The sequence below is a fragment of the Nocardioides sp. NPDC004968 genome (assembly GCF_040608935.1).
Classification (GTDB): Bacteria; Actinomycetota; Actinomycetes; order Propionibacteriales; family Nocardioidaceae; genus Nocardioides.
The window spans coordinates 215,286-236,148 of record NZ_JBEXJF010000001.1 but is presented as its reverse complement, the minus strand read 5'-3'; the positions used below and the strand labels follow the sequence as shown (position 1 = coordinate 236,148).

Annotated in this window: 21 protein-coding genes; 9 read left to right on the top strand and 12 right to left on the bottom strand. The window is 70.2% G+C overall.

Annotated elements, in window-relative coordinates:
- Positions 1-2: 2 nt before the first annotated feature.
- On the bottom strand, positions 3-1,271 hold the full coding sequence (locus ABZU72_RS01105) for an oxygenase MpaB family protein (protein ID WP_355017066.1): 1,269 nt from the start codon (positions 1,269-1,271) through the stop codon (positions 3-5).
- Between the two features lie 61 nt (positions 1,272-1,332).
- Between ABZU72_RS01105 and ABZU72_RS01100 the strand changes: the two genes are divergently transcribed.
- Positions 1,333-1,926, top strand: a complete 594-nt coding sequence (locus tag ABZU72_RS01100; protein WP_355017065.1) for a TetR/AcrR family transcriptional regulator — start codon at positions 1,333-1,335, stop codon at positions 1,924-1,926.
- A gap of 20 nt (positions 1,927-1,946) precedes the next feature.
- Here the strand turns inward: ABZU72_RS01100 and ABZU72_RS01095 are convergent, their stop codons facing one another.
- On the bottom strand, positions 1,947-3,629 hold the full coding sequence (locus tag ABZU72_RS01095) for an ABC-F family ATP-binding cassette domain-containing protein (protein ID WP_355017064.1): 1,683 nt from the start codon (positions 3,627-3,629) through the stop codon (positions 1,947-1,949).
- Positions 3,630-3,861: 232 nt separating this feature from the next.
- On the opposite strand from ABZU72_RS01095, the gene ABZU72_RS01090 reads away from it, so the two are divergent.
- The 5 genes from ABZU72_RS01090 (at position 3,862) to ABZU72_RS01070 (ending at position 8,600) form a co-directional block, all read left to right on the top strand.
- On the top strand, positions 3,862-4,377 hold the full coding sequence (locus ABZU72_RS01090; protein ID WP_355017063.1) for a GNAT family N-acetyltransferase: 516 nt from the start codon (positions 3,862-3,864) through the stop codon (positions 4,375-4,377).
- A 77-nt stretch (positions 4,378-4,454) separates the two neighbouring features.
- Positions 4,455-5,672 carry a helix-turn-helix domain-containing protein gene (locus ABZU72_RS01085; protein WP_355017062.1) on the top strand — a complete coding sequence of 406 codons (1,218 nt, stop codon included), beginning with the start codon at positions 4,455-4,457 and terminating at the stop codon, positions 5,670-5,672.
- Positions 5,673-5,758: 86 nt separating this feature from the next.
- Positions 5,759-7,171: a fatty acid desaturase gene (locus ABZU72_RS01080; RefSeq protein ID WP_355017061.1), complete on the top strand. Its 1,413-nt coding sequence runs from the start codon at positions 5,759-5,761 to the stop codon at positions 7,169-7,171.
- Entirely contained in the window at positions 7,168-7,362 is a 195-nt protein-coding gene (locus ABZU72_RS01075; RefSeq protein ID WP_355017060.1) for a ferredoxin, read from the top strand. The genes ABZU72_RS01080 and ABZU72_RS01075 overlap by 4 nt, the downstream gene beginning before the upstream one ends.
- Positions 7,363-7,391: 29 nt before the next feature.
- The gene (locus ABZU72_RS01070; RefSeq protein ID WP_355017059.1) at positions 7,392-8,600 is read left to right on the top strand and encodes an FAD-dependent oxidoreductase; all 1,209 of its coding nucleotides are present in this window, start codon (positions 7,392-7,394) and stop codon (positions 8,598-8,600) included.
- Here the strand turns inward: ABZU72_RS01070 and ABZU72_RS01065 are convergent.
- From ABZU72_RS01065 to ABZU72_RS01045, 5 genes are all read right to left on the bottom strand, one after another.
- Entirely contained in the window at positions 8,558-9,445 is an 888-nt protein-coding gene (locus ABZU72_RS01065) for a universal stress protein (RefSeq protein WP_355017058.1), read from the bottom strand. The genes ABZU72_RS01070 and ABZU72_RS01065 overlap by 43 nt on opposite strands.
- A 51-nt stretch (positions 9,446-9,496) precedes the next feature.
- Positions 9,497-9,913, bottom strand: a complete 417-nt coding sequence (locus ABZU72_RS01060) for a pyridoxamine 5'-phosphate oxidase family protein (RefSeq protein WP_355017057.1) — start codon at positions 9,911-9,913, stop codon at positions 9,497-9,499.
- Positions 9,914-9,927: 14 nt separating this feature from the next.
- Positions 9,928-10,902 (bottom strand): universal stress protein, encoded by a 975-nt coding sequence (locus tag ABZU72_RS01055; protein ID WP_355017056.1) that lies wholly within the window; start codon positions 10,900-10,902, stop codon positions 9,928-9,930.
- A gap of 74 nt (positions 10,903-10,976) precedes the next feature.
- On the bottom strand, positions 10,977-13,340 hold the full coding sequence (gene ppsA, locus ABZU72_RS01050) for a phosphoenolpyruvate synthase (protein ID WP_355017055.1): 2,364 nt from the start codon (positions 13,338-13,340) through the stop codon (positions 10,977-10,979).
- Positions 13,337-13,924 (bottom strand): hypothetical protein, encoded by a 588-nt coding sequence (locus tag ABZU72_RS01045; RefSeq protein ID WP_355017054.1) that lies wholly within the window; start codon positions 13,922-13,924, stop codon positions 13,337-13,339. Before ABZU72_RS01045 ends, ppsA begins: the two co-directional genes overlap by 4 nt.
- Positions 13,925-14,165: 241 nt before the next feature.
- Between ABZU72_RS01045 and ABZU72_RS01040 the strand changes: the two genes are divergently transcribed.
- Complete coding sequence (locus ABZU72_RS01040) at positions 14,166-15,743, top strand: GAF domain-containing protein (protein WP_355017053.1); 1,578 nt, start codon at positions 14,166-14,168, stop codon at positions 15,741-15,743.
- 88 nt (positions 15,744-15,831) lie between these two features.
- On the opposite strand, the gene ABZU72_RS01035 is transcribed toward ABZU72_RS01040, so the two are convergent.
- From ABZU72_RS01035 to ABZU72_RS01020, 4 genes are all read right to left on the bottom strand, one after another.
- Positions 15,832-16,752, bottom strand: coding sequence for a universal stress protein (locus ABZU72_RS01035; protein WP_355017052.1), 921 nt, complete (start codon positions 16,750-16,752; stop codon positions 15,832-15,834).
- A 121-nt stretch (positions 16,753-16,873) separates the two neighbouring features.
- A complete protein-coding gene (locus ABZU72_RS01030) occupies positions 16,874-17,272 on the bottom strand; it encodes a universal stress protein (protein WP_355017051.1) in 399 nt (132 codons plus the stop codon).
- Positions 17,218-17,820, bottom strand: coding sequence for a universal stress protein (locus tag ABZU72_RS01025; protein ID WP_355017050.1), 603 nt, complete (start codon positions 17,818-17,820; stop codon positions 17,218-17,220). The genes ABZU72_RS01030 and ABZU72_RS01025 overlap by 55 nt, the downstream gene beginning before the upstream one ends.
- Positions 17,821-17,925: 105 nt before the next feature.
- A complete protein-coding gene (locus tag ABZU72_RS01020; protein ID WP_355017049.1) occupies positions 17,926-18,651 on the bottom strand; it encodes a hypothetical protein in 726 nt (241 codons plus the stop codon).
- Between the two features lie 274 nt (positions 18,652-18,925).
- Here ABZU72_RS01020 and ABZU72_RS01015 point away from each other — a divergent pair, with 274 nt between their 5' ends.
- Complete coding sequence (locus ABZU72_RS01015; RefSeq protein ID WP_355017048.1) at positions 18,926-19,315, top strand: hypothetical protein; 390 nt, start codon at positions 18,926-18,928, stop codon at positions 19,313-19,315.
- Positions 19,312-20,124: a hypothetical protein gene (locus tag ABZU72_RS01010; RefSeq protein WP_355017047.1), complete on the top strand. Its 813-nt coding sequence runs from the start codon at positions 19,312-19,314 to the stop codon at positions 20,122-20,124. The genes ABZU72_RS01015 and ABZU72_RS01010 overlap by 4 nt, the downstream gene beginning before the upstream one ends.
- On the opposite strand, the gene ABZU72_RS01005 is transcribed toward ABZU72_RS01010, so the two are convergent.
- Positions 20,086-20,835: a hypothetical protein gene (locus ABZU72_RS01005; protein WP_355017046.1), complete on the bottom strand. Its 750-nt coding sequence runs from the start codon at positions 20,833-20,835 to the stop codon at positions 20,086-20,088. The genes ABZU72_RS01010 and ABZU72_RS01005 overlap by 39 nt on opposite strands.
- Positions 20,836-20,863 lie beyond the last annotated feature (28 nt).

Here is a 20,863-nt window from a genome sequence, read left to right as displayed (position 1 = left end):
GCTCACCCCGGGAGGTCGCCGACCTCCGCGCGCTCACGGCCGAAGTAGCTGGCCAGCAACGAGACCGCATTTCGTTCACCTCGCCGCTCCAGGCGAGCCCGGCCCTTCGCGGTCCGTCCGAGGACCCGGTACCTGAGCACGTTCAGCGGCAGCAGGTAGGCGTGCGCCCACGGCGGCCTCGTCGGGAGGCCGAGCTCGCGCATCGACCTGGTCCCGAGGAAGACGGTCAGCATCGAGAGGAGCCGCTCCGTCTCGTACCGGCCACGCACCCGTTCCAAGGGGCCCGGCCAGCCCGGGTAGCTGCGATCCCGCTGGACCTCGACCGCCGCCTGCGCCAGCTGCGGGCCGGCCTCGGAGATCTCAGCCTGCGAGAGCAGCACGTGGTAGTTGATCCGGTGCCGCTCCCACTCGTCGTCGACGAGGAAGTCCTCGTCGACGCCCATCAGCCAGCCGACGTACTTCCACAGATGCATCAGCGCCCGGGCATCCCGCCTGGAGATCGGCACTCCCAGTGCCCGGCACCCGATGATGAGTACGCCGTCGAACAGGCCCAGCGTGGCCGCTTGGTCGGCCTGGTTGATCGGCAGCCCCCACCTGCCGGTGTCCCACCTGGGTTCGAACCCGGCGTTGACCAGCGCATGCATGGCCCGGACGTGGACCGTGAGCCGCCAAGCCTCACCCGAGGCCGAACCGGTCCCCGGCTCCGGTGGCCGCAGCGCACCAGGCGTACGCAGACTCACCGCCCAGTGCTGGGTCTCGGCCAGGCGCCGCCGGGTGGTGCCACCGGTCAGACCGCCGGTGGCCACGAGCAGGTCCGGCGGGCCGCCGAACCGGTAGCCGCTGATGAGCGAGAGCTGCAGGAGCACGTCGGCCGCATTCTGGCCGAGTCGCGTGAACACGCGGCTGCCCTCGTCGACGAGGTCCCAGTCGACCCAGTCCGGGGTGGCCTCGACCTGCGCGAAGAAGTCGGCGAGCGCTGGCGGCGGGGACTCCACCGCCGCGACACCGTGCTCCAGGGCCGTACGCAGCTGGGTCATGGTGACCTTGCCCGGAGTCCCGGCTCGCATCCGGATCGCCTCCGCCAGCCGCGCGCCGGCCTCGTCCCGCTCGCCGAACGCCCGCCCGATCCGCTCCATCAGGTCCTCGTCGACCTCGTCGATGCGGCCCAGGAGGCGCAACGGCCGGCCGAGACGGCGGCTGCGCGCCTCGCCTTCGCGAAAACGTGTCGGGAATCCGGTGGGTTGGGTGCCCTGCTGCGCGAGTGTGGTCATACCTACAGCGTGATGCGAGCCAGAGCTCGCTTTCAATTCGCGTTCTGCCTAACGTAGAGCCATGCGCAAGACACCCACCCAGGCCCGTTCGAGGGCGACGGTCGAGCGCATCCTGGAGGCCGGACGCCAGGTGCTGGTCGACGACGGCTACGAGACGTTCTCGACCAACCGCGTCGCGATCGCCGCCGGCATCAGCCCCGGTTCGCTCTACCAGTACTTCTCCGACAAGTCCTCGATCCTCGACATCGTGATCAGCCGCTACTGGGACGACGTCTCCGAGCGCACCGCCTCGGCGCTGGCACTGCAGGCGAGCACCGTCGGCACGCCGGCGATCCGGTCGGTCGCCGACGCACTCCTCGCCGGGCTGGAGCAGGACCCGGCCCTCCTGCGCGTCCTGACCGAAGAGCTCCCCGCCTCGCGCAACCGCGATCGCCACGCGGCGCTCGTCAACCGCGTACGCGATCTCACCGCCGCCTATCTGCGGGCCGGATCGGTCGGGTTGACCCGCCCCGACCCGCAGATCACCGCTTGGGTGCTGGTGGTGGCGATGGAGAACATCGCGCTGCGCTGGGTGCTCGATCGACCGCCCTACCCGCGCGAGGCCGTGGTCGAGGAGATGGTCGCGCTCACCGCGGGCTACCTGGCGCGGGTCTGATGCCTCGTTCCTAGAGCACCTCAGCCGACGACGTCCGCCCGACCGCCGCCGTGCACACGTACGCGCCGCGCCCCGGTGGCGCGGCGGATCCAGTGGCGGTCGTGGGTGACGGTGACGACGGCGCCGGGGTGCGCGTCCAGGGCGTTCTCGAGCTGCTCGACGAGCTCGGGGTCGAGGTGGTTGGTCGGCTCGTCGAGGAGCAGTACGTCACCAGGGTCTGCCAGCGCGATCGCGAGGTCGAGACGGCGCCGCTGCCCGACCGAGAGAGCCCGCACCGGGCGGCCCATCTCCTCCTCGCGCAACAGCCCGAACCGCCGCAGGCGCTCGACGGCGTCCTCGAGGTGGATCCCCGCCGTGCGCGCGAACACGCCGGCGACCGAGCCCGCTGGAGGCGCCGCGACGTCCTGGCGAAGCCAGGAGACCCGCGCTCCCGGGGCGCGCTCGACGGTCCCCGAATCCGGAGCGAGCTCGCCGGCCACCAGCCGCAGGAGCGTCGTCTTGCCGGCCCCGTTCGGTCCGGTGACCAGCCAGCGGTCCCCGGCGCTCAGGGACCACTCGGCCATCTGCAGCTGGGCATCGGACTTACGGCGTACGTCACGAAGGGCGATGTAGGGCCCCTCGGCCGGCGGCCGATCGAACCCGAGACCGGCGGCGAACCGGAGCGGCTCAGGTGGCGGCGCGACGGGATCGGCCCGCAGCCGGGCGACACGCTCCTTGGCCATCCGGATCCGGCCCATCGCACCGTGGTCGCGGCTGCGCGCTCGGAAGGCGCCGTGACCGAACCCGTCGAGCTCGAGCTTGCGCGGGATCGCGGAGAGCCGGAACGCGTTCGCCTCGACGAGTGCCTCGTTGCGGGCCAGCTCGGCCTTCCACTCCTCGTGCCGCTCGGCCTGGCGTCGCCGCTCGGTAGCTCGCGCCACGAGGAAGCCGGCGTAGCCGTTGCCGTAGCGGCGCAGCCCACCGTCGCGTACCTGGACGATGTCAGAGGCGTTCCGCTCGAGGAAGGCCCGGTCGTGGGTGACCACCACCATGGCTCCGCGGTGTGCGTCCAGCTGCGATTCGAGCCAGGCCAGCGCCGTACCGTCGAGGTCGTTGGTCGGCTCGTCGAGCAGGAGCACCTCGGCGTTGGCCGACAGCGCCACGGCGAGAGCGAGCCGGGCGCGCTCGCCCCCGGAGAGCCCTTCGACCGGACGCTCCCGGTCGACAGCGCCCAGACCGAGCTGGTCGAGCGCGGCGTCGATACGCCGGTCGACGCCGTAGCCGTCGCGGGCCTCGAACCGGTCGATCAGCTCGCCGAGCTCCTCGAGCAGCTTCGGCTGATCCTGGTCGCCGGCGATGGACAGGCGCTCAGCGCAACGCTGGATGCGCGACTCGAGCGCCCGCAGGTCCGCGAGCAGGAGGTCGACGGCATCTCGCACCGTCGCTCCGGCCGGGAACCGCGGCTCCTGCGCGGCGTGTGCGATGCCACCGGGGATGACGACGCGGGTCTCACCGGCGACGGGCGTGACCACACCCGCCAGCAGGTCCAACAGGGTCGACTTGCCGGCGCCGTTGTCTCCGATGACGGCGAGTCGGTCGGTCGGGCCGACGGCGAGGTCGACGCGATCGAGGACGATCCGGTCGGAGAACCGGACCGTGGCCGAACGCAGCTCACAGACGCGGTGGCTGCGTACGGTGGAAGAAGAGAAAGCAGACGGGAACAAGAGGACACTCCTCGTGGCGACGGGTCGGAAAACGGACCTCGAGCGCGCCGGTCGGACGGCGCGGTCGCTCAGGACCCACTGCGGAGAAGACTCGACGCAGCGTCCCGATCTATCGCTTCAGAGTACCCATCGAGGAATACGATAGCGGCCCTCTTCGGTGCCCGCGACTGGTTTACGAGCACCACGTCCAAACCGTTCGACAGCCGACCGGAGCCGTGCCAGCGTTCGCTCCATGCAGGTCAGAACCGGGTCGATCAGCGACCTCCCAGCAGCCATGGGTCTCCTCGATGCCGCGGTCGCCTGGCTCGCCTCGCAGGGCCGCACCGGACAGTGGGGCAAGGCGCCGTTCTCATCCGTCGAGGCTCGGGTGGAGCAGATCCGGACGATGCTCTCCGAGCGCACCGTCCGCATCGCCGAGACGGACGGGCAGGTGGTCGGGGTCTGCGTCCTGGCCGACGAACCACTGCCGTACGTCGATCCCGCGCCGATCCCCGAGCTCTACCTGCAGCTGCTCGTCACCGATCGTGCCCGGAGCGGTTCCGGCATCGGCCGGACGCTGGTCGACGACGCCGTCGAGATCGCCCGGCAGCGAGGTGTCGCCCAGCTGCGGCTCGACTGCTACGCCGGAGACGACCAGGCGCTCGTCCGGACGTACGAAGGATTCGGGTTCGCTCTGGAGCGACGGTTCACGGTCGACACCGGACAGCCCGAGGCCTGGCCGGGCGCGATCCTCCGGATGCAGATCTGAGCCTCGTCTCCGGGCCGACCTCTTGCGGCCAGCGTTTGTAGACTGCGCGAATCCGGCGCGTCGAAGGGGTGAGTGCGGTGACCGAGATCAGTGCCTGGTTGGCGGCATTCGCCGACGACCAGCGCCGGCCCGAGGAGGTCGCCCGCTGGGCCGCGTCGACCGCCGACGCGATCCTGGCCGACGGCGAGATCGATCTGGCCGATCTCCGCCCCCTCCTCCTGAAGGCCGTCGAAGAGCACTGGTACGCCTTCCTCGACCGGATCACGCTGCCGGACGCGGAATTCGAGCTGGTCCCGTCCGCACACGCCATCGCACTCGAGGCAGCGCGCCGCCATCTCGGTCTGCCGTTGCTGCTCAAGGTCTACCAGCGGGCGCAGGAGGAGAGCTGGGACTTCGCCGTGCAGGTCGTCCGGCAGGCGCCCGGCGATCTCGACCACGAGGCCCTGCTCGTCTGGTTCTGGACGAAGGCGACCGCGTGGTTCGGCTCCTCGGTCGAGCAGTCGGTGCTGATCCACCAGGCCGAGACGACCCGGATCCAGCAGCGCGGGGACGCGCGGCGTTTCGAGGTGGTCTCCCAGGCGCTCGACACCCGGAGCGTCTCCCCCGCCGAGCTGTCCGCCGCACTGGCCGGCCACCCGATCAACATCCCCGGTCACGTCGCTTTGGTCGCGCACGCGCTCACCGCCGACTCCATCGAACAGCTGGAGCCTGCGCTCGCCGCCGTCACCCGCCGGGCCGGCCATGCCCGCTCGGTGCTGGTGCGCCCGGGCGGAAGGGAGATGTGGGCCTGGCTCGCGCTGGGCGAGCGACCGGACGGCGTGACCGACACCGGGATCGACCCCACAGCCGTACGAGTGACGGTGGGCGTCGGCGGAAGCGGTCTCGACGGTTTCGTCGCAGCGCATCTCGACGCCCAGGCGGCCCAACGCGTCGCGCTGGCGCCGGGGCGCCGAGAACCGGTGACGGCCTACGACGACGTGGCCGCCCTGGTCCTGGTCGCCCATGACCCGGAGGCCGCCGAGCGGTTCACCCGGACGACGCTGCGTGGGCTGGCCGATCCGCCCCATGGCCGGCTCCGTGAGACCGTGCGCGAGGTGCTCACCTCGGCCGAGACGGCGGACCGGCTCGCCGAGCGGCTCGGCATCCACAAGAACACCATCCGCTACCGCGTCGCCCAGGCCGAACGGCTCCTCGGGCATCCGCTGCGTGAGCGAGCCGGCGACCTGCTCCTGGCGCTCGACTACCACGACACGTTCCTCGCCAGCACGACTGTGAATACGCACAGTTATCGGTGATCGATTCGGCCTGATCAGCCAGAGACTCTGCTGCCGCGTACGTCCATTCTGACAGTGGACGTAACCGAACTCACAGGAGGCAGCAGATGACACTCGGCGCCAGCGGCACCGTCGACAGGGGCTCCACGGAGAGGTGGCGGGACAGGAAGCGCTATCTGTGGCTCCTCGGACTCGTGGTCCCGTCCTTCGCCTTCATCGCCGTGGGTGGCTACGTCCTGACCGGGTGGGGCGTGTTCCTGTGGACGGGTCCGATCGTCGTCCTCGGCATCGTCCCCATCATCGACTTCGCGGCCGGCCTGGATCGCTCCAACCCGCCCGACGACGTCATCGAGGAGCTCGAGGAGGACAGGTACTACCGCTACATCACCTTCGCGTTCCTGCCGATTCAGTACGCCGGGTTCGCCTTCGCGATGTATCTGATCGCGACCCAGGACTGGCCGTTGGCGCACAAGGTCGGGCTGGCCCTCACCATCGGGTTCATCGGTGGCATCGGCATCAACACCGCCCACGAGCTCGGCCACAAGAAGGAGAGCCACGAGCGCTGGCTGTCCAAGATCGCCCTCGCGCAGAGCTTCTACGGACACTTCTACATCGAGCACAACCGCGGCCACCACGTACGTGTCGCGACACCGGAGGACCCGGCCTCCTCCCGGATGGGCGAGAACCTCTACGGGTTCTGGTTCCGCACCGTGTTCGGGTCGCTCCGCAGCGCGTGGGGCCTGGAGGCCAAGCGCTACCGGCGCAAGGGCACCCACCCGTTCCACCTCGGCAACGACGTCCTCAACGCCTGGCTGATGAGCGCCGCCCTGTGGACCGCCATGACGCTGTGGCTGGGCGTCGGGATCCTGCCCTACCTCGTCCTCCAGGCCGTCATCGGGTTCTCGCTGCTGGAGGTCGTCAACTACCTGGAGCACTACGGGATGCTGCGCCAGAAGACCAGCTCCGGGCGCTACGAGCGGGTGCTGCCGATGCACTCGTGGAACTCGAACAACATCGCCACCAACGTGCTCCTCTACCACCTGCAGCGGCACAGCGACCACCACGCCAACCCGACCCGGCGCTACCAGACCCTGCGTGACTACCGGGAGTCGCCGGCGCTGCCGACCGGCTACGCCGGGATGATCGTGCTGGCCCTGATCCCGCCGCTGTGGCGCCGGGTGATGGACAAGCGCGTGGTCGCGCACTTCGACGGCGACGTACGGCTGGCCAACGTACGCCCCGGGCGGCTCGACAAGCTGCTCGCCACCTTCCCACCGCCCACAGAGCCGGCCAGCGAAGAGGCCGTGAAGATCGACGTGACCCGGCAGGCCTTCGACGACGAGGTCGCGGCCGGTCGCTGCCCCGGCTGCGGCTACGTCTACGAGGTCGCCGTCGGCAACGAGCTCGAGGGCTTCGCGGCCGGCACCGCCTGGCGCGATATCCCCGACGACTGGTGCTGCCCGGACTGCGGCGTACGCGAGAAGGTCGACTTCATCCCGCTGAAGGAGTCCATGCTGTGAGCGTCATCGAAGCGGACAAGTCGGTGTGCGAGGGCATCGGCATGTGCGAGGCCCAGGCCGACACCTACTTCCAGATCGGCGACGACGGCCTCGTCGACGTCCTCAACGACGAGGTGCCCGACCCGGACCGCGGGTACGTCAAGGCAGCCGTCGACTCCTGCCCGGTCTCCGCGCTCCGCCTCCTCGGCTGAGCACGACCCATCGAGTGGAGGAAAGACCAATGCCATCACTTCTGGTCGTCGGCGCTGGGCTGGCCGGGCTCCGCGCCGTCGAGGGCGCACGTCAGGCCGGCTGGTCCGGGCCGATCACGATCGTCGGCGACGAGCCGTACCCGCCCTATGACCGGCCGCCGCTGTCGAAGGCGGCTCTCTCCAGCGAGGAGGAGCCCGGCGTGCCGGTGCTGCGGTCGAGCGAGGTGATCGAGGAGCTGCGGGTGCACCACCTCTCCGGGGTGCGGGTCCACGGCCTCGACACCGAGCGCCGCACGGTGACCACCAGCGCCGGAGACCTCGGCTACGACGCACTCGTGATCGCCACCGGCAGCACGGCGACGACACTGCCGGGGCTGTCCGGGGTGCGCGGCGTACAGGTGCTCCGTCGCTACGACGACGCGCTCGCCGTACGCGACTCCCTGGCGCGCTCGCGCCGAGTGGTGATCGTCGGCGCCGGGTTCATCGGCTCCGAGATCGCCTCGGCGGCCCGTGCCCGCGGTATCGAGGTCATCGTCGTCGAGGCGAGCAGCCGACCGCTGGAACGCGCGGTCGGCCCGCTCGCGGCCGCCCGGCTGATGCAGCTGCATACCGACGCCGGCGTAAGGCTGCTCACCCGGACCACCGTCTCCGGCGTACGCACCCTTCGACAGGCTCAGGACATCGGCTCGGACCGCGGCGTCGACGAGGTCGAGCTGAGCACCGGTGAGACCGTGGCCGCCGATGCCGTCGTCCTGGGCATCGGCGCCCGGCCGGCGACGACGTGGCTCGCCGGTAGCGGCGTCGCCCTGGACAACCGCACCGGCGGGGTCCTCTGCGACCGCCGGCTCGCCACCAGTGCGCCCGGGGTCTGGGCCGCGGGTGACGTGGCGTGCGTCGACGGCGAGCGCAGCGAGCACTGGACCGCGGCGGGCGAGCAGGGTCGGGTAGCCGGCGCGAACGCCGCCGGAGCCACCGAGGTCTTCGCCTCCGTCCCCTTCGCCTGGTCGACCTGGCACGGGCACCGGATCCAGGTCGTCGGCGAGACCACGGCGGCCGACGAGGAGGAGCGCGAGGCCGGGTTCATCGTCTACCGGCGAGGCGGCATCGAGGTGGGCGCGGTCGGCATCGACAACCCTGGTCCGGTCGCCCGGCTCCGCCGCACTCTCGCCGCCCAGGCTCCCTCCGAGACCAGGGCTCACACCGCATTGGCCGGAGGCGTCGTACCTGCTCGGGAGTAGCTTGTCGGGACGGTGACGACGACGCTGTGCGCGTGGTCCAGGAGGTGGTGGGCCACCGCTCCCCCACCGCCGACCACGACCATGTGCATGGTCTGGGCCTGCTCCGCGAGCGCGTGTCCGAGGCTTCCGGCCTGGATCCGCAGGTGCGGGTGCAGGTCCGGATAGCGCTCCCGGAGTCCGGCCACGCACTCCGCGACCAGCACCCGGTCGTCGTCGGGCCGCTCCGTGCCGCCGGCGCGGTAGCAGTACAGCACCGTCACCGGCAGGTTCCTCTGGTCTGCCTGGTTGAAGGCGAACTCCAGGGCGGGGATGGAGTCGCTGGTCCCGTTGATGCCGACGAGCACGCCGCGGCCCACGCCGCCGGCGCCCGGGCACAGTACGACGACCGGGCACCGCGAGTCCTCGACGACGGACCGGCTGACCGAGCCGAGGATCCAGCTGCCGATCGGTCCCTTGCCCCGCGACCCGAGCACCAGCAGCGAGGCGCGGCCGGACACGGCTGCGAGCACGGGTATCACGGACCCGACCTGCTGCGTCGTGGTCACCTCCGGGCGCCGGTGACCGGCGAACCCCGAGACTCCGGAGAGCGCATCGAGGCGACGCTCGGCATAGCGCTCGGCGCTCGCCAGCACCACGGACCCATGAGCCTGCTCGGGCTCCGAGGGGGAGCCGGCGCGGAATCCAGGCGGCGTCTCCAGAGTCGTGGCGGACACCACGTGGACGAGCGCCACGTCACGTCCGTCGCGGTAGGCCTGCTCGACCGCCCACGACACGCTCTCGGCCGCTGCCGGCCAGTTCTCGACCCCGACCAGGACCGCGCCCTCGGGGATTGCTGCGTACGTCATCTCGACTCTTCCGTCTACTCGTCTGTGCTCTACTCGTTTGTGATCGGCGATTCAGACCGGCACGACGCGCCGGCCGGTGATCTGGGTCGGCGTGATGCACACGTACAGCGTTCGCCGGCCGTCTGCCCACGGCTCCGGCCTGAGGTCGTGCTCCGTCAGCCAGACGCCGTCGACGAACTCCGCGGACCCGCGTGCCAGCACGCTCCAGCCCGAGGAGGTGTAGGAGTCGAACTCGTCGATCTGATACGACACCTGGCCGGTGCCGACGTGGTCCGCGATCGCCGTGCGCGGCGCGGTACGAAACACGATCCGGTCATCCACCATGACGTGGTTGACCGGCAGGACCAGCGGCCCGTCCGGATCGCCGAAGGCGACTCTTCCGACCTCGCTCCGCTCGAGCAGCTCCACGCACTCGGCGCGGTCGAGCTCGGTCAGGTGACCGGGAAACCATCGTGCTGCCAGGTACATCGTCTTCTCCTTCGTCACTGACGGCCGGCACCGACCGGCCGACTCTCTGCTGTCGTGACCCCGTCCGTGGCTCCGGCGTCCCCCTCGAATGCCGGCGCCACGGACGGGTCGATCTCGATCGGGCAGATGCTTTCGCGAAGCACCGCCCGGGCAGTCCCGCCCAGATGCCCGAAGCCGCGGAAGCTCCGGCCATGGCCGAGGATCAACAGATCCGCGGTGCGGGACGCCTCCACCAGGGCGTACGCCGTCTGGGCGTGCACGACATCGACCCGGGCGTCGACTCCGGCTGCCGCCGGGCTCGAGGCCGCTCGGGCCGCGCCCAGGGTGGCGGTGAGCTCCCGCTCGGCCCGGTCGATCCAGGCCTGCTCCTCGCTCCCGACGGTGAGATAGTCCTGGAAGGCCCCGAAGGTGTGCCAGGCGTGCAGCAGCCGCAGGGGCGCGCCGCGCTCGGCCGCCACTTCCAGCCCGCGGCGTACGAGAGCGATGGAGCCGGCGGCGTCCTGGACCCCGACGACGATCTCGCGGGTTTCGTCCCCGGGAACCCAGGCGGCAGGGACGGCGACCATCGGCACCGGCGCGTGAGCTGCGACCGGGGCGAGGATGGAGGAGGTGATGATCCGGTCGAGGAGCGTGCGCGGCTGGTCACCCAGCACGACCAAGCGTGCCTTGGCGGACTCCTGGGCCAGCACCGTCGCCGGCAGGCCGAGCAGGAGGTCCGTCGTCACCACCACGCCGCTGTCCGTGACTGCGTCCTCCGCCTCCGCGAGGATCGCTCGTCCGAGCTGGCCCATCCTGGAGTCGGGTGCCGTGGGCGCCACCGGCCAGGTCGGCAGCGGTGGTGCGTACGGGTCGACCACGTAGACCAGGTGCAGCACGGCACCGGACCGGGCCGCCTCAGCGGCGGCATAGCGGGCGGCGGCGAGCCCCGCCTCGGTGCCGTCGACTCCCGCCAGGATGACGTCTCTGCGCCCCTTGATCACTTCAGCCATGTCTCCAGCGTCGGGCCGCGAGGCGGTCGCCGAACAGGGACCCTCGACCCGAGGCAAGGGCCTTTGGTCGCCGATCACGACTCACCCTCGGCAGCGAGCACGGTCTGCGTGACCGCGAGAACCGAGTCGGGCGTGACGCTGATCGCGTCGATGCCGAGCCTGACGAGGGAACGTACGACCTCGGGGTGGTCCGAGGGCGCCTGACCGCAGATGCCGGAGTGCATACCGTGACGCCGGCAGCCTTGGACGGCGAGGGCGATCATCCGCTCCACCGCAGGGTCACGCTCGTCGTAGTCGAAGGCGACCAGCTCGCTGTCGCGGTCCACGCCGAGGGTGAGCTGGGTGAGGTCGTTGCTGCCGATCGAGAACCCGTCGAACCGCTTGGCGAACTCGTCGACGAGGATGACGTTCGACGGGATCTCGCACATCGCATAGACCTTCAGGCCGTGCACCCCGCGGCGCAGCCCGAGCTCCGCCATCCGGGCCAGCACGCGGTCGGCCTCGTCGAGGCGGCGGACGAACGGCACCATGACGACGACGTTGTCCAGGCCCATCTCCTCGCGAACCCGGCGGAGAGCGGCGCATTCGAGCGCGAATCCCTCGGTGTAGGCCGGATGCGCATAGCGAGCAGCCCCGCGGAAACCGAGCATCGGGTTGGGCTCGGCCGGCTCGAAGGCCGCACCTCCGAGGAGCGCCGCGTACTCGTTGGTCTTGAAGTCGGGGAGGCGCACGACGACAGGCTTGGGGTGGAAGGCCGCGGCGATGGTGCCGATGCCCTCGGCCAGCCGCTCGATGACGTACGCCGCGCCATCGTCGCCGATGAGGCGCTCGACCTCCGCGCGCTGGCCGGCGTCGGTGATGCGCTCGGGATGCAGCGCGGCGAGCGGGTGCACGCGGACGTGCTCGGCGAGGATGAACTCCATCCGCGCCAGTCCGACCCCGTCGTTGGGCAGGAAGGACGACTCGAACGCGATCCCGGGGTTGCCGACGTTGAGCATGACGTGTGTCCGCGGACGCGCGGTCAGCTCGGTGGCGACCTCGTTCGCGTGGAAGTCGGCCAGGCCGCGATAGACATGGCCGTCATCGCCTTCCGCGCAGGAGACGGTGACCTCTTCGCCGTCGGTGATCGTGCCGGTCGCGTCACCGGTGCCGACCACAGCGGGGATGCCGAGCTCGCGGGCGACGATCGCCGCGTGACAGGTGCGCCCGCCGTGCTCGGTGACAACGGCGGAGGCGATCTTCATCAATGGTTCCCAGTCAGGGCTGGTGCTGGTTGCGACCAGCACGTCACCGGAGGCGAAGCCCACGTCCTCCCCGATGCTGCGGACGATCCGGGCGCGGCCCGCGCCGACCCTGGCACCGACCGCGCGGCCGGTGGTGAGCAGGTCGCCGTGCGCCTCGACCACGAACCGGGTCATGACTGCCGGCCGCCTTCTCGCGGCCACCGTCTCGGGGCGCGCCTGGACGACGTACAAGAGTCCGTCGGTGCCGTCTTTGGCCCATTCGATGTCCATCGGCTTGCCGTAGTGACGCTCGATGGTCATCGCCGCACCGGCCAGCTCGAGCACGTCCTCGTCGGTGAGGCAGAAGCGGCCGCGGTCGGCGGGCGGTGTTGGCTCGTTCCGCACCGGCTCGGTCTCCCCCAGCACCATGCGCACGGCCTTGCTCCCGAGTCGGCGGCTCAGTACGGCGCGGTGGCCGGCTGCGTACGTCGGCTTGTGCACATAGAACTCATCGGGCTCGACCAGGCCCTGCACGACGTTCTCGCCGAGGCCGTAGGAGCCGGTCACGAAGACGACGTCCCGGAACCCCGACTCCGTGTCGAGCGTGAAGGTGACCCCCGAACAGGCGAGGTCGGAGCGCACCATCTTCATCACTCCGACAGAGAGCGCCACCGACAGCTGGTCGTAGCCATGCCGGGCACGGTAGTCGACAGCCCGGTCGGTGAAGATCGAGGCGAAGCAGCGGCGTACGGCGTCGAGCAGCGCCTCCTCCCCTTGGACGTCGAGGTAGGACTCGTGCTGGCCGGCGAAGCTGGCGTCCGGCAGGTCCTCGGCGGTTGCCGAGGACCGGACCGCGAGCGCGACGTCACTGCTGTACTCACGTTGCAGCTCCCGGTGGGCCGCCACGATCTCGTCGGCAAGGTCCTGAGGGAGCTCCGCGGAGAGCAGGAGGGTTCGTGCCCGGGCGGCGCGCTCGGCGAGGTTCTCGCGGTCGTCGACGTCGAGATCGGCGAAGACCGTCACGAGAGCCGAGTCGATGCCCGCGGCGCGCAGGAAGTGGCGATAGCCGTCGGCCGTGACGGCGAACCCGTTGGGCACGCGAATGTCACGATCGTGGAGGCTGCGGTACATCTCACCGAGGGAGGCGTTCTTGCCACCGACGAGGGGGACGTCGGCGATGCCGACCTCCCCGAACGTACGTGTGTAGCTCGTCATCGCAGCCACGGGTGGTGCATGACGAGCGGCATCCGTGCCCACTGCTTGCCGAAGCCCCAGGTGTCACCGGAGTAGGTCAGCGCAAGGACTCCGAGGGTGAGCGCACCGAGCAGGTGGTCGTCGATGATCGGGTTCTGGTCCAGCGGGAAGCTGGAGAACCACATCAGGACGTACATCGTCGCGCCGGCGATGGCCCCGACCCGCATCCCGATGCCGAACGTGAGCGCGAGGCCCACGCCGAGCAGCCCGATCATGAACAGCCAGTCGGCCCACGGTTGACCCGCCATGTCGTTCCACATGCCCTGAAGCCAGTTGTTCTCGGGCACGTTGGACAGGTAGCCCTCGGTGGGGCTGCCGCCGTTGACCCAGGCGGCGTCCTCGGCGAAGAAGTCGATACCGGTGCGGGTGCCGGCCTCGTTGGTGATCGCACCGGTATGGAAGCCCAGCGCGAGCAGCTTGTCGAAGAAGGCCCACAGGAACGTGAGCCCGAACGCGATCCTCAGCGCCGCCAGCATCCGCGCGGCGGGCAGCGGGTAGTGCCCCGGCAGCGTTGTCGCGGAGCCTGGTGTGGAGATTGAAGTCATCATTCCTCCAACGGTCTCGCCGGCCGGTCTTGGCCGGACACCCTCAGCCAACCGCCGTCGAACCCGTCTCGGCGAGGGAACGGGGTCCGCCCCGAGCGGGCCCTTCGTCCCCGGCGCCGCAGGACTGTCGACCGTGACCGCTCATCGGTCTTCGATGATCTCGAGGCCGAAATCACCCCAGGTTGGGGCTCCGCAGTCCTTTACCGAGAAGTCCCGGCGCGGCCGGTCTAGAGTGAACGTCATGGCATCGCCGGAGACGGGGCTGCCGGATGCTGCACGGGCAGTGCTCGACGCCGTCAACGTCATGAACTCCGATCTGGACCTCCCCGGGGTCCTCGACCGGATCGTGCGCTCTGCCTGCGCCATCACCGACGCCCGCTACGGCGCGCTCGGTGTCCTCGGCGACGACCGTACGCTCGTGGAGCTCGTCCATCACGGGATCGACGAGGCCACCCGGAACCGGATCGGACCGCACCCCCTCGGACGCGGCATCCTCGGGCTGCTGATCAACGACCCGCGGCCGATCCGTCTCGAACGACTGCAGGATCATCCGGCCTCCTACGGGTTCCCACCGCACCATCCACCGATGACATCGTTCCTGGGCATTCCGGTGACCATCCGCGGCAGGGTGTACGGCAACATCTATCTCACCGAGAAGGCCGATGGCCGGACCTTCACCGAGGAGGACGAGGTCCTGCTCACAGCGTTCGCCGCCGCGGCAGGCACCGCGATCGAGAACGCCCGGGTGCTCGCGGCCTCCGAGCGGCAGGGCGCCTGGCTCGCCGCGTCGTCGCGGATGTACAACGCCCTCCAGATGCCGACCACGACCGAGCATGCGGTCGAGCTGATCGCCAGCTGCATACGCCCGGCCTGCGGCGCCGAGGGCGTCGGTGTGGTTCGGCAAGGCAGTGTCAGCCCTGAGGTGCTGGCCGCGGACGGGCTCCCCGCCGCGGCGATCCTCACCACCTGCATCACGGCCCACGACGCGTTCCAGACCGCCGCCAAGGGTGAGAGCGTGCCGCCCGTGACGGTGGCCGACGGATCCGTGGTCCTGCTGGCGCCCCTGCGCGGCCACCTCTACGGCCCCGCGGTCGTCGTCGCGGTGGTCTCCGACCTCCGGACCGCCCGGGCCCAGCACGATCTCCTCACCTCGTTCGCCGACCAGGCGGCGGTGGCGCTGGATCGCGTCCAGGCGGTCGCCGAGCACCAGGCGGGGGCTCTTGTCACCGACCGTGACCGAATCGCCCGCGACCTGCACGATCTGGTGATCCAACGCCTGTTCTCGACCGGTCTGCTCCTTCAGGGCACGCGGGCGAAGGCGACCGGTCCCGGAGTGCAGCACCGCATCGACCAGGCGATCGCCGACCTCGACAGCACGATCCGCGACATCCGCTCCACCGTCTTCCAGCTCCAGCCGAACGTGTCGGAGGGGGTTCGCGACTCGTTGCACGCGCTTTTCGCCGAGTACGCCGGCGCCCTCGGCTTCACTCCCGAGCTCCGCACCACTGGTCCCCTGGACACGCCCCTTCCGCGGACGATCAGCGACGAGCTTCTCGCGGTGCTCCGCCAGGTCCTCTCGGGCATCGCCCGGCAGGAGAAAGCCACCCGGGTCTCCGTCGAGCTTGGCGTCGAGACCGACGCGGACGGCCGTCGGTGGGTTCGCCTCCAGGTCACTGACGACGGCGGAGGCCTCAGCACGACGGGGAGCTGGCTGCGCAACATCCGAGAGCGCGCGACCGAGCTCGGCGGAACCGTTTCGATCGGCGACCGCGAACCCGGCGAGACCCAGCTGGGCTGGCGTGCGCCGCTCGACGGGTGAACTGCCCGGTGGAGGCTGGTGCGTAACCAGCCTCCACCGGGCGTCTTCCCCGGCTTCGGCCCACCCCCTGGGCCGGCAGCCGGAGGCTCTAGGTCGCCCCGGCAGTCGAGTCCGACATCGATGCCGATCGGCCGTGGCCTTTCAGCCGCGCCACAGGGACGACCAGCACCGGGACCTCGGCGCTGTTGAGCACCTCCCGCGCCACCGCACCCAATCCGATCGAAGCACCGTTGTGATGATCTCGAGCCAGGACGATCAGCTGGGGGTCGCCCGCATGGTCGGTCAGTACGTCGGCCGCATGGCCGTTGTCTCGCACCACGGTGACCGCCACGTCGGGAAACTCGTCTCGGAACGGACCGACCAGCTCCTCCAACGACGCCACGCTGCGCTGCTCCCACTGCCGATAGAGGGGCGCTCCGAGGACCTTGTCCCAGACGAGCATGGGCCGCAGGTCGACTGCGGACACGACGCGCAGCCGTGCCTCGGACCGCATCGCCTCCCGGAACGCCAGCCGGAGCGACTCCTCGTCGTCCGACGCCGGATCGACACCGACGACGATGGTGCCCGGGTGATGAGGCCTCGCGTTCCACACCGACGGCACCACCACCAGCGGGGACGACGCACGAGCGGCGAGCCGGAGCGCGGTGGTCCCGATGCGCATGGTGCGCAAGGGACCCATACCGCGCTTCCCGACGACGAGCAGGTCGCGCTCGCCGACCGTCGCCAGCAATGCGGAGACCGGGTGGCCGAACCCGACGAGCGTACGCACGCTCAGCTGTGGATGCGCAGCCACGACCTGGTCGCGGATGTCCTCGAGGAGAACCCATTCGTGACCCGCGGCCGCAGCGGCCTCCTGCTGGTCAGGGATGCCGACGTCGACCACCCCTACCAGCATCAGCGGCCCGCTCATCGCCAGCGCCGAGGCGACGGCGTAATCGACCGCGGCCCGGTTGCGCTCGGAGCCGTCGACCCCGACCACGACCTTCGCCTGGTCCTTCTCGTACGTCATCGCAGCACACAGCTCCTCCGGCTCACTCTCACGGACTTCTCCAGCAAACCCTTCCCTCATGCGCCGCGCGGAGAGGCCATGGTCCGGACAGGTCGGGATGAAGGTCCATGACTGCACCCGCTCAACGATCGCGGTCATCCGGCTCGGACGGGCAGGGCACCACGGCGACAGGCACCTCTGCGTTGTGGATCACCTCGCGTGCGACCGGTCCGAGGCCCCAGGTGCCACGCGCGTCGTGGCGTCGCCCGAGCACGATCAGCTGAGCGCCGACCGACCTGGCCAAGACGATGCTGGCGGCGTGGCCGCGGTCTCGCTCGATCGTGACCTGAACCTGCGGATACTCCTCACGTAGCGGTTCGATCGCTGCTTCGAGATCCACGGTGCTGCGTTCCTGGCCATCGCGCACGAGCGGTGTGTTGGCGGTCGGGTCCCAGACGAGCACAGGTCGCAGGTTGACCGAGTGCATCACCACCAGCTCGGCCCCGGCGCGGCGGGCCCGCTCGAGCGCGGCCCGCAGCACCGGCTCATGGAGACTGTCCGGTCCACGCCGACGACTACTGGTTCCCCTCGGTGGTCCGCAGGGCTCCAGCCAGGCGGCACGACCACCACGGTCCCGAGGGCCCGTCCGGCGACCCTCATCGCCGTCGACCCGACCAGGAACCGATGAGAACCCCCGAGGCCACGTTTGCCGACAACCAGCAGATCCTCCACGTCCGAGTACCCGAGCAGAGCCGGCACCGGGTGGTCGAACTCGATCAACGACACCGTCCGTACGCCGGTATGTGCAGCTTCGGCCTGACGCTCGATCTCCTTCAGCACGGGCCACCGGCGCCCGTCGACGGCGCCGTCCTGCTGTCCCACCGGGTGTCGAACGGCGCCGATCGGCACGAGCGGCCGGCCAGAGGCAGCCGCTTCGGCGATCGCGTACGCCACCGCGGCTCGGTTGGCCTCGGAGCCGTCCACGCCGACCACGACCCTAGGTTCGAGCGGTGGCAGCGGGCGGGTCGGAGAACCCGAGGGCTCCTCGCCCACCGTGGCCTGCCAGCCAGGACTCGAGGTCGCGGTCATATGTCCTCCCTCACGAGATCGGGTGATCGGGTGATCGCTCCAGTGGTCTCCAGCGAATCCCGCCGGTTGCGCACGGTGCCAGGGACGTAGGTCGGCCAGGTCGGGTCAATGGTCCTCAGGCGCCCGAGGCTCAGCACGCGGCTCGCCACGGCCGAGGCGTTGCGCCCCGAGGTAGCGGTCCGGCCCACCTGCCGCCCGGGCACCGGACCTGAACCATGCCTCCAGTCCTGGGCCGTCGCGTCGCCCGAGCTCGTCGAGAAGCAGCTCGCGGATCTCGACCGCCCGCAACTTCGCGCCCGGGTCCATGGCCCGGTCGAGGGCAACATAGCTGGATCGCCAGGCCATGCACAGGTCGGAGTCGGTCAGCCCGTCTGTGACCGCCAAGACAGCCTCGACCGGATCGATCACATGTGGTCTGATCGCTCCTGCCACTGACGCTGCCACAGCCTCTGTCTCTGCGCGCGCCCGCCGCCTGCCCGTCCGGTGACGGCGCTTCACCGGTCGCACGGTGCGCGGTGGCCAGCCGAGCCACCCCATCTCCCATGCGGCGGCGAGTCCCGCGGCGGTCACCAGCAGACCACTCGTCCAACCGAGCGCGTAGATGAGTCCTGCCGCGGCCAGCGCCGTGGTCGGCCACAGCAGGCTCCTGACGAGCACGACCTTCCATTGGATCGGGCCCGTGTCGGGTCCCAGGCACACCAACAGCGAGAGAGTGATGAAGCTCGCGCCCGCCCACCAACCGACCGTCAAGGGCACGGACCACGCCATGAGTGCGACCATGCCGCAACCGGCCACGATGGCAGCCACGGCCGACCAGACCCAACCTCTCATGTGGTCACCTTCCCGGCTGGCCGGGGACGGGCGGACGGGCCAGGATTCCTCCGGCTCCGGGACCAAGGCCCCGACGCCGGTAGTCGTTGGTCATTCGCTGAGTCTCACCAACCGTTCCCCGACGAGAACCGTGACGTGCCTGGACGGGAACCTTCGTTGTGAGGACTTTGGCGCAGAGTCACGAGGACCTTCGCCACTGCTCCGAGACCTCGAGCGGTGCCTAGCGTGGTCACGTCATGAGGGGTAACCCCATGTCCCCGGCGACGGAGGCGCGATGAGCCGCAAGAGCAAGGTCCTGCTCGGGTTGCTGCTGTTCAACGGCTTGAGCGCCACGGCCGGGGGTCTCGCGCTGATGACCGACTGGATTCCCGAACAGGCATCCTGGGTCCGGGACACCGACTTCCCCAGCAACTACTTCCCGGGCGTGATCCTGATGGCCGTCGTAGGCGGCAGCTCCCTGATCGCCGCCGCCGCCCTTGCCAAACGCAGCCACGGCTGGCAGCTCGCCAGCATCGTCGCGGGAACGATCATGGCGTTCTGGATCGTCGGAGAGGTCGCGTCGATCCGTGGATTCCATTTCCTGCAGGTGATCTACCTCGTGACCGGTGCGCTCGTGGTGGCGTGGACACCGGCGCGGCAGACAGAAGAGGCCGGTTCGACGTGATCAGTCGGCGGACCCAACGCCTCTGTGCCGCCGTTGCAGCGCTGGTGGTGGTCGCTGCCGTTCCCACGTTCTTCGTGGACGGGATCCTCAACGGCACGCCGGTGATGAACGGCTCCGCGCGCGGCACAGCGCTCACGATGTTCGCCCTGGCGCTACCGGTGCTCGCGGTTGGGCTCGTCACGTCGACCCGAGGCTCGGTCCGGGGGCGGGCTGCCCTGATCGGCGCGCTCGGCTACCTCACCTACAACGCCACCCTGCTGGTCTATGCCACCCCGTTCAACGAGCTGTTCCTGGCCTACGTCGCCCTGCTCGGACTGTCGCTGTGGTCACTGGTCAGCTCGCTGCTCGACCCCCTGCCGCTCCTGGAGCCGGACAGCAAACTGCCGGCGCGCAGCATCGCCGCCTTCACCCTGACCGTGGTCGCGCTCAACGCGCTGGCCTGGCTGCGGTTCGTCATACCTGATCTGGGTGAGGACCCTCCCGGCTTCCTGGACGGGACCGGGCTGACCACCAACCCCATCTACGTCCAGGACCTCGCGGTCTGGCTGCCTGCGCTGGCGATCGTGGCCGTGCTGCTCTGGCAGCGCCGACCCGCCGGTGTCTTCCTCGCCGGAGCCGGGCTGTTCTTCTGGATGGTCGAGGCGATCGGTGTCGCGGTCGACCAATGGTTCGGTCACCGAGCCGATCCCGCCTCCGACGTGGCGACCCTGGCCGGCGTCGTGTTGTTCGTCGTGCTCGCCGCAGCGACCCTCGTCCCTCTGGTCCTCTGGCTACGCGCGGTCCCGTCGCGGCCAGGACGGCGGGTGTGAACCCGACTCCCTGACTGCCTCCGCTGCCAGTCTCCACAGCGCGAAGCCTGTCCAGATCAGCCATACGAACAGCAGGACGCCGTAGAACGTGTAGGCCCAGCCGAGGACAGGTCGGAGCACCTCCGAGACGAACCCGACGCCGCCGGTCACCACGCCGAACCAGGCAAGCCCTCTCCAGGTGATGCCCTTCAGCATCAGCAGGGAGATCAGCACGATGCCAAGGGTCTGCAGCGCCCCGATCACGGCCGGAACATCGTTGAGCGCGATCAGGACCTCGGCCCCAGCCACGAAGGCGGCCTGGTCGGCCGCCGTAGTGGCGGCCGCGTACTCGTCGCTCAGGATGACCATGGCCAGCGAACCGCCACCGGTGGTCGGCCAGGCGAACGACACCGCCCACGAGGCGACCGAGACCACGCCCGCGATCAGCGCGAAGCTCTTGTCCAGGTGACGCAGCGCCATGGCGAGAGCGAGGAAGACCACCATCAGGAGAAGGCTCGGGACCAGCCACATCAGCTGCTGCGCGATGTAGACCGTCCGATGCGCGTCGACGTACTCGAGCATCTCCTCCCCGCCGGAGACCGGAGGGACCGCTGCGACGGCGAAGACCACCAGGGCCGCGACGTACAGCGCCACAGCCAGGCCGGCGGAGACTGCCCCAGCTCGGTAGAGCCGGTGCCACGACGGGTCAGCGCCGGGCAGTCGGCCACTCATCGCATCCAGCGCCACGCGCATTCGTGGA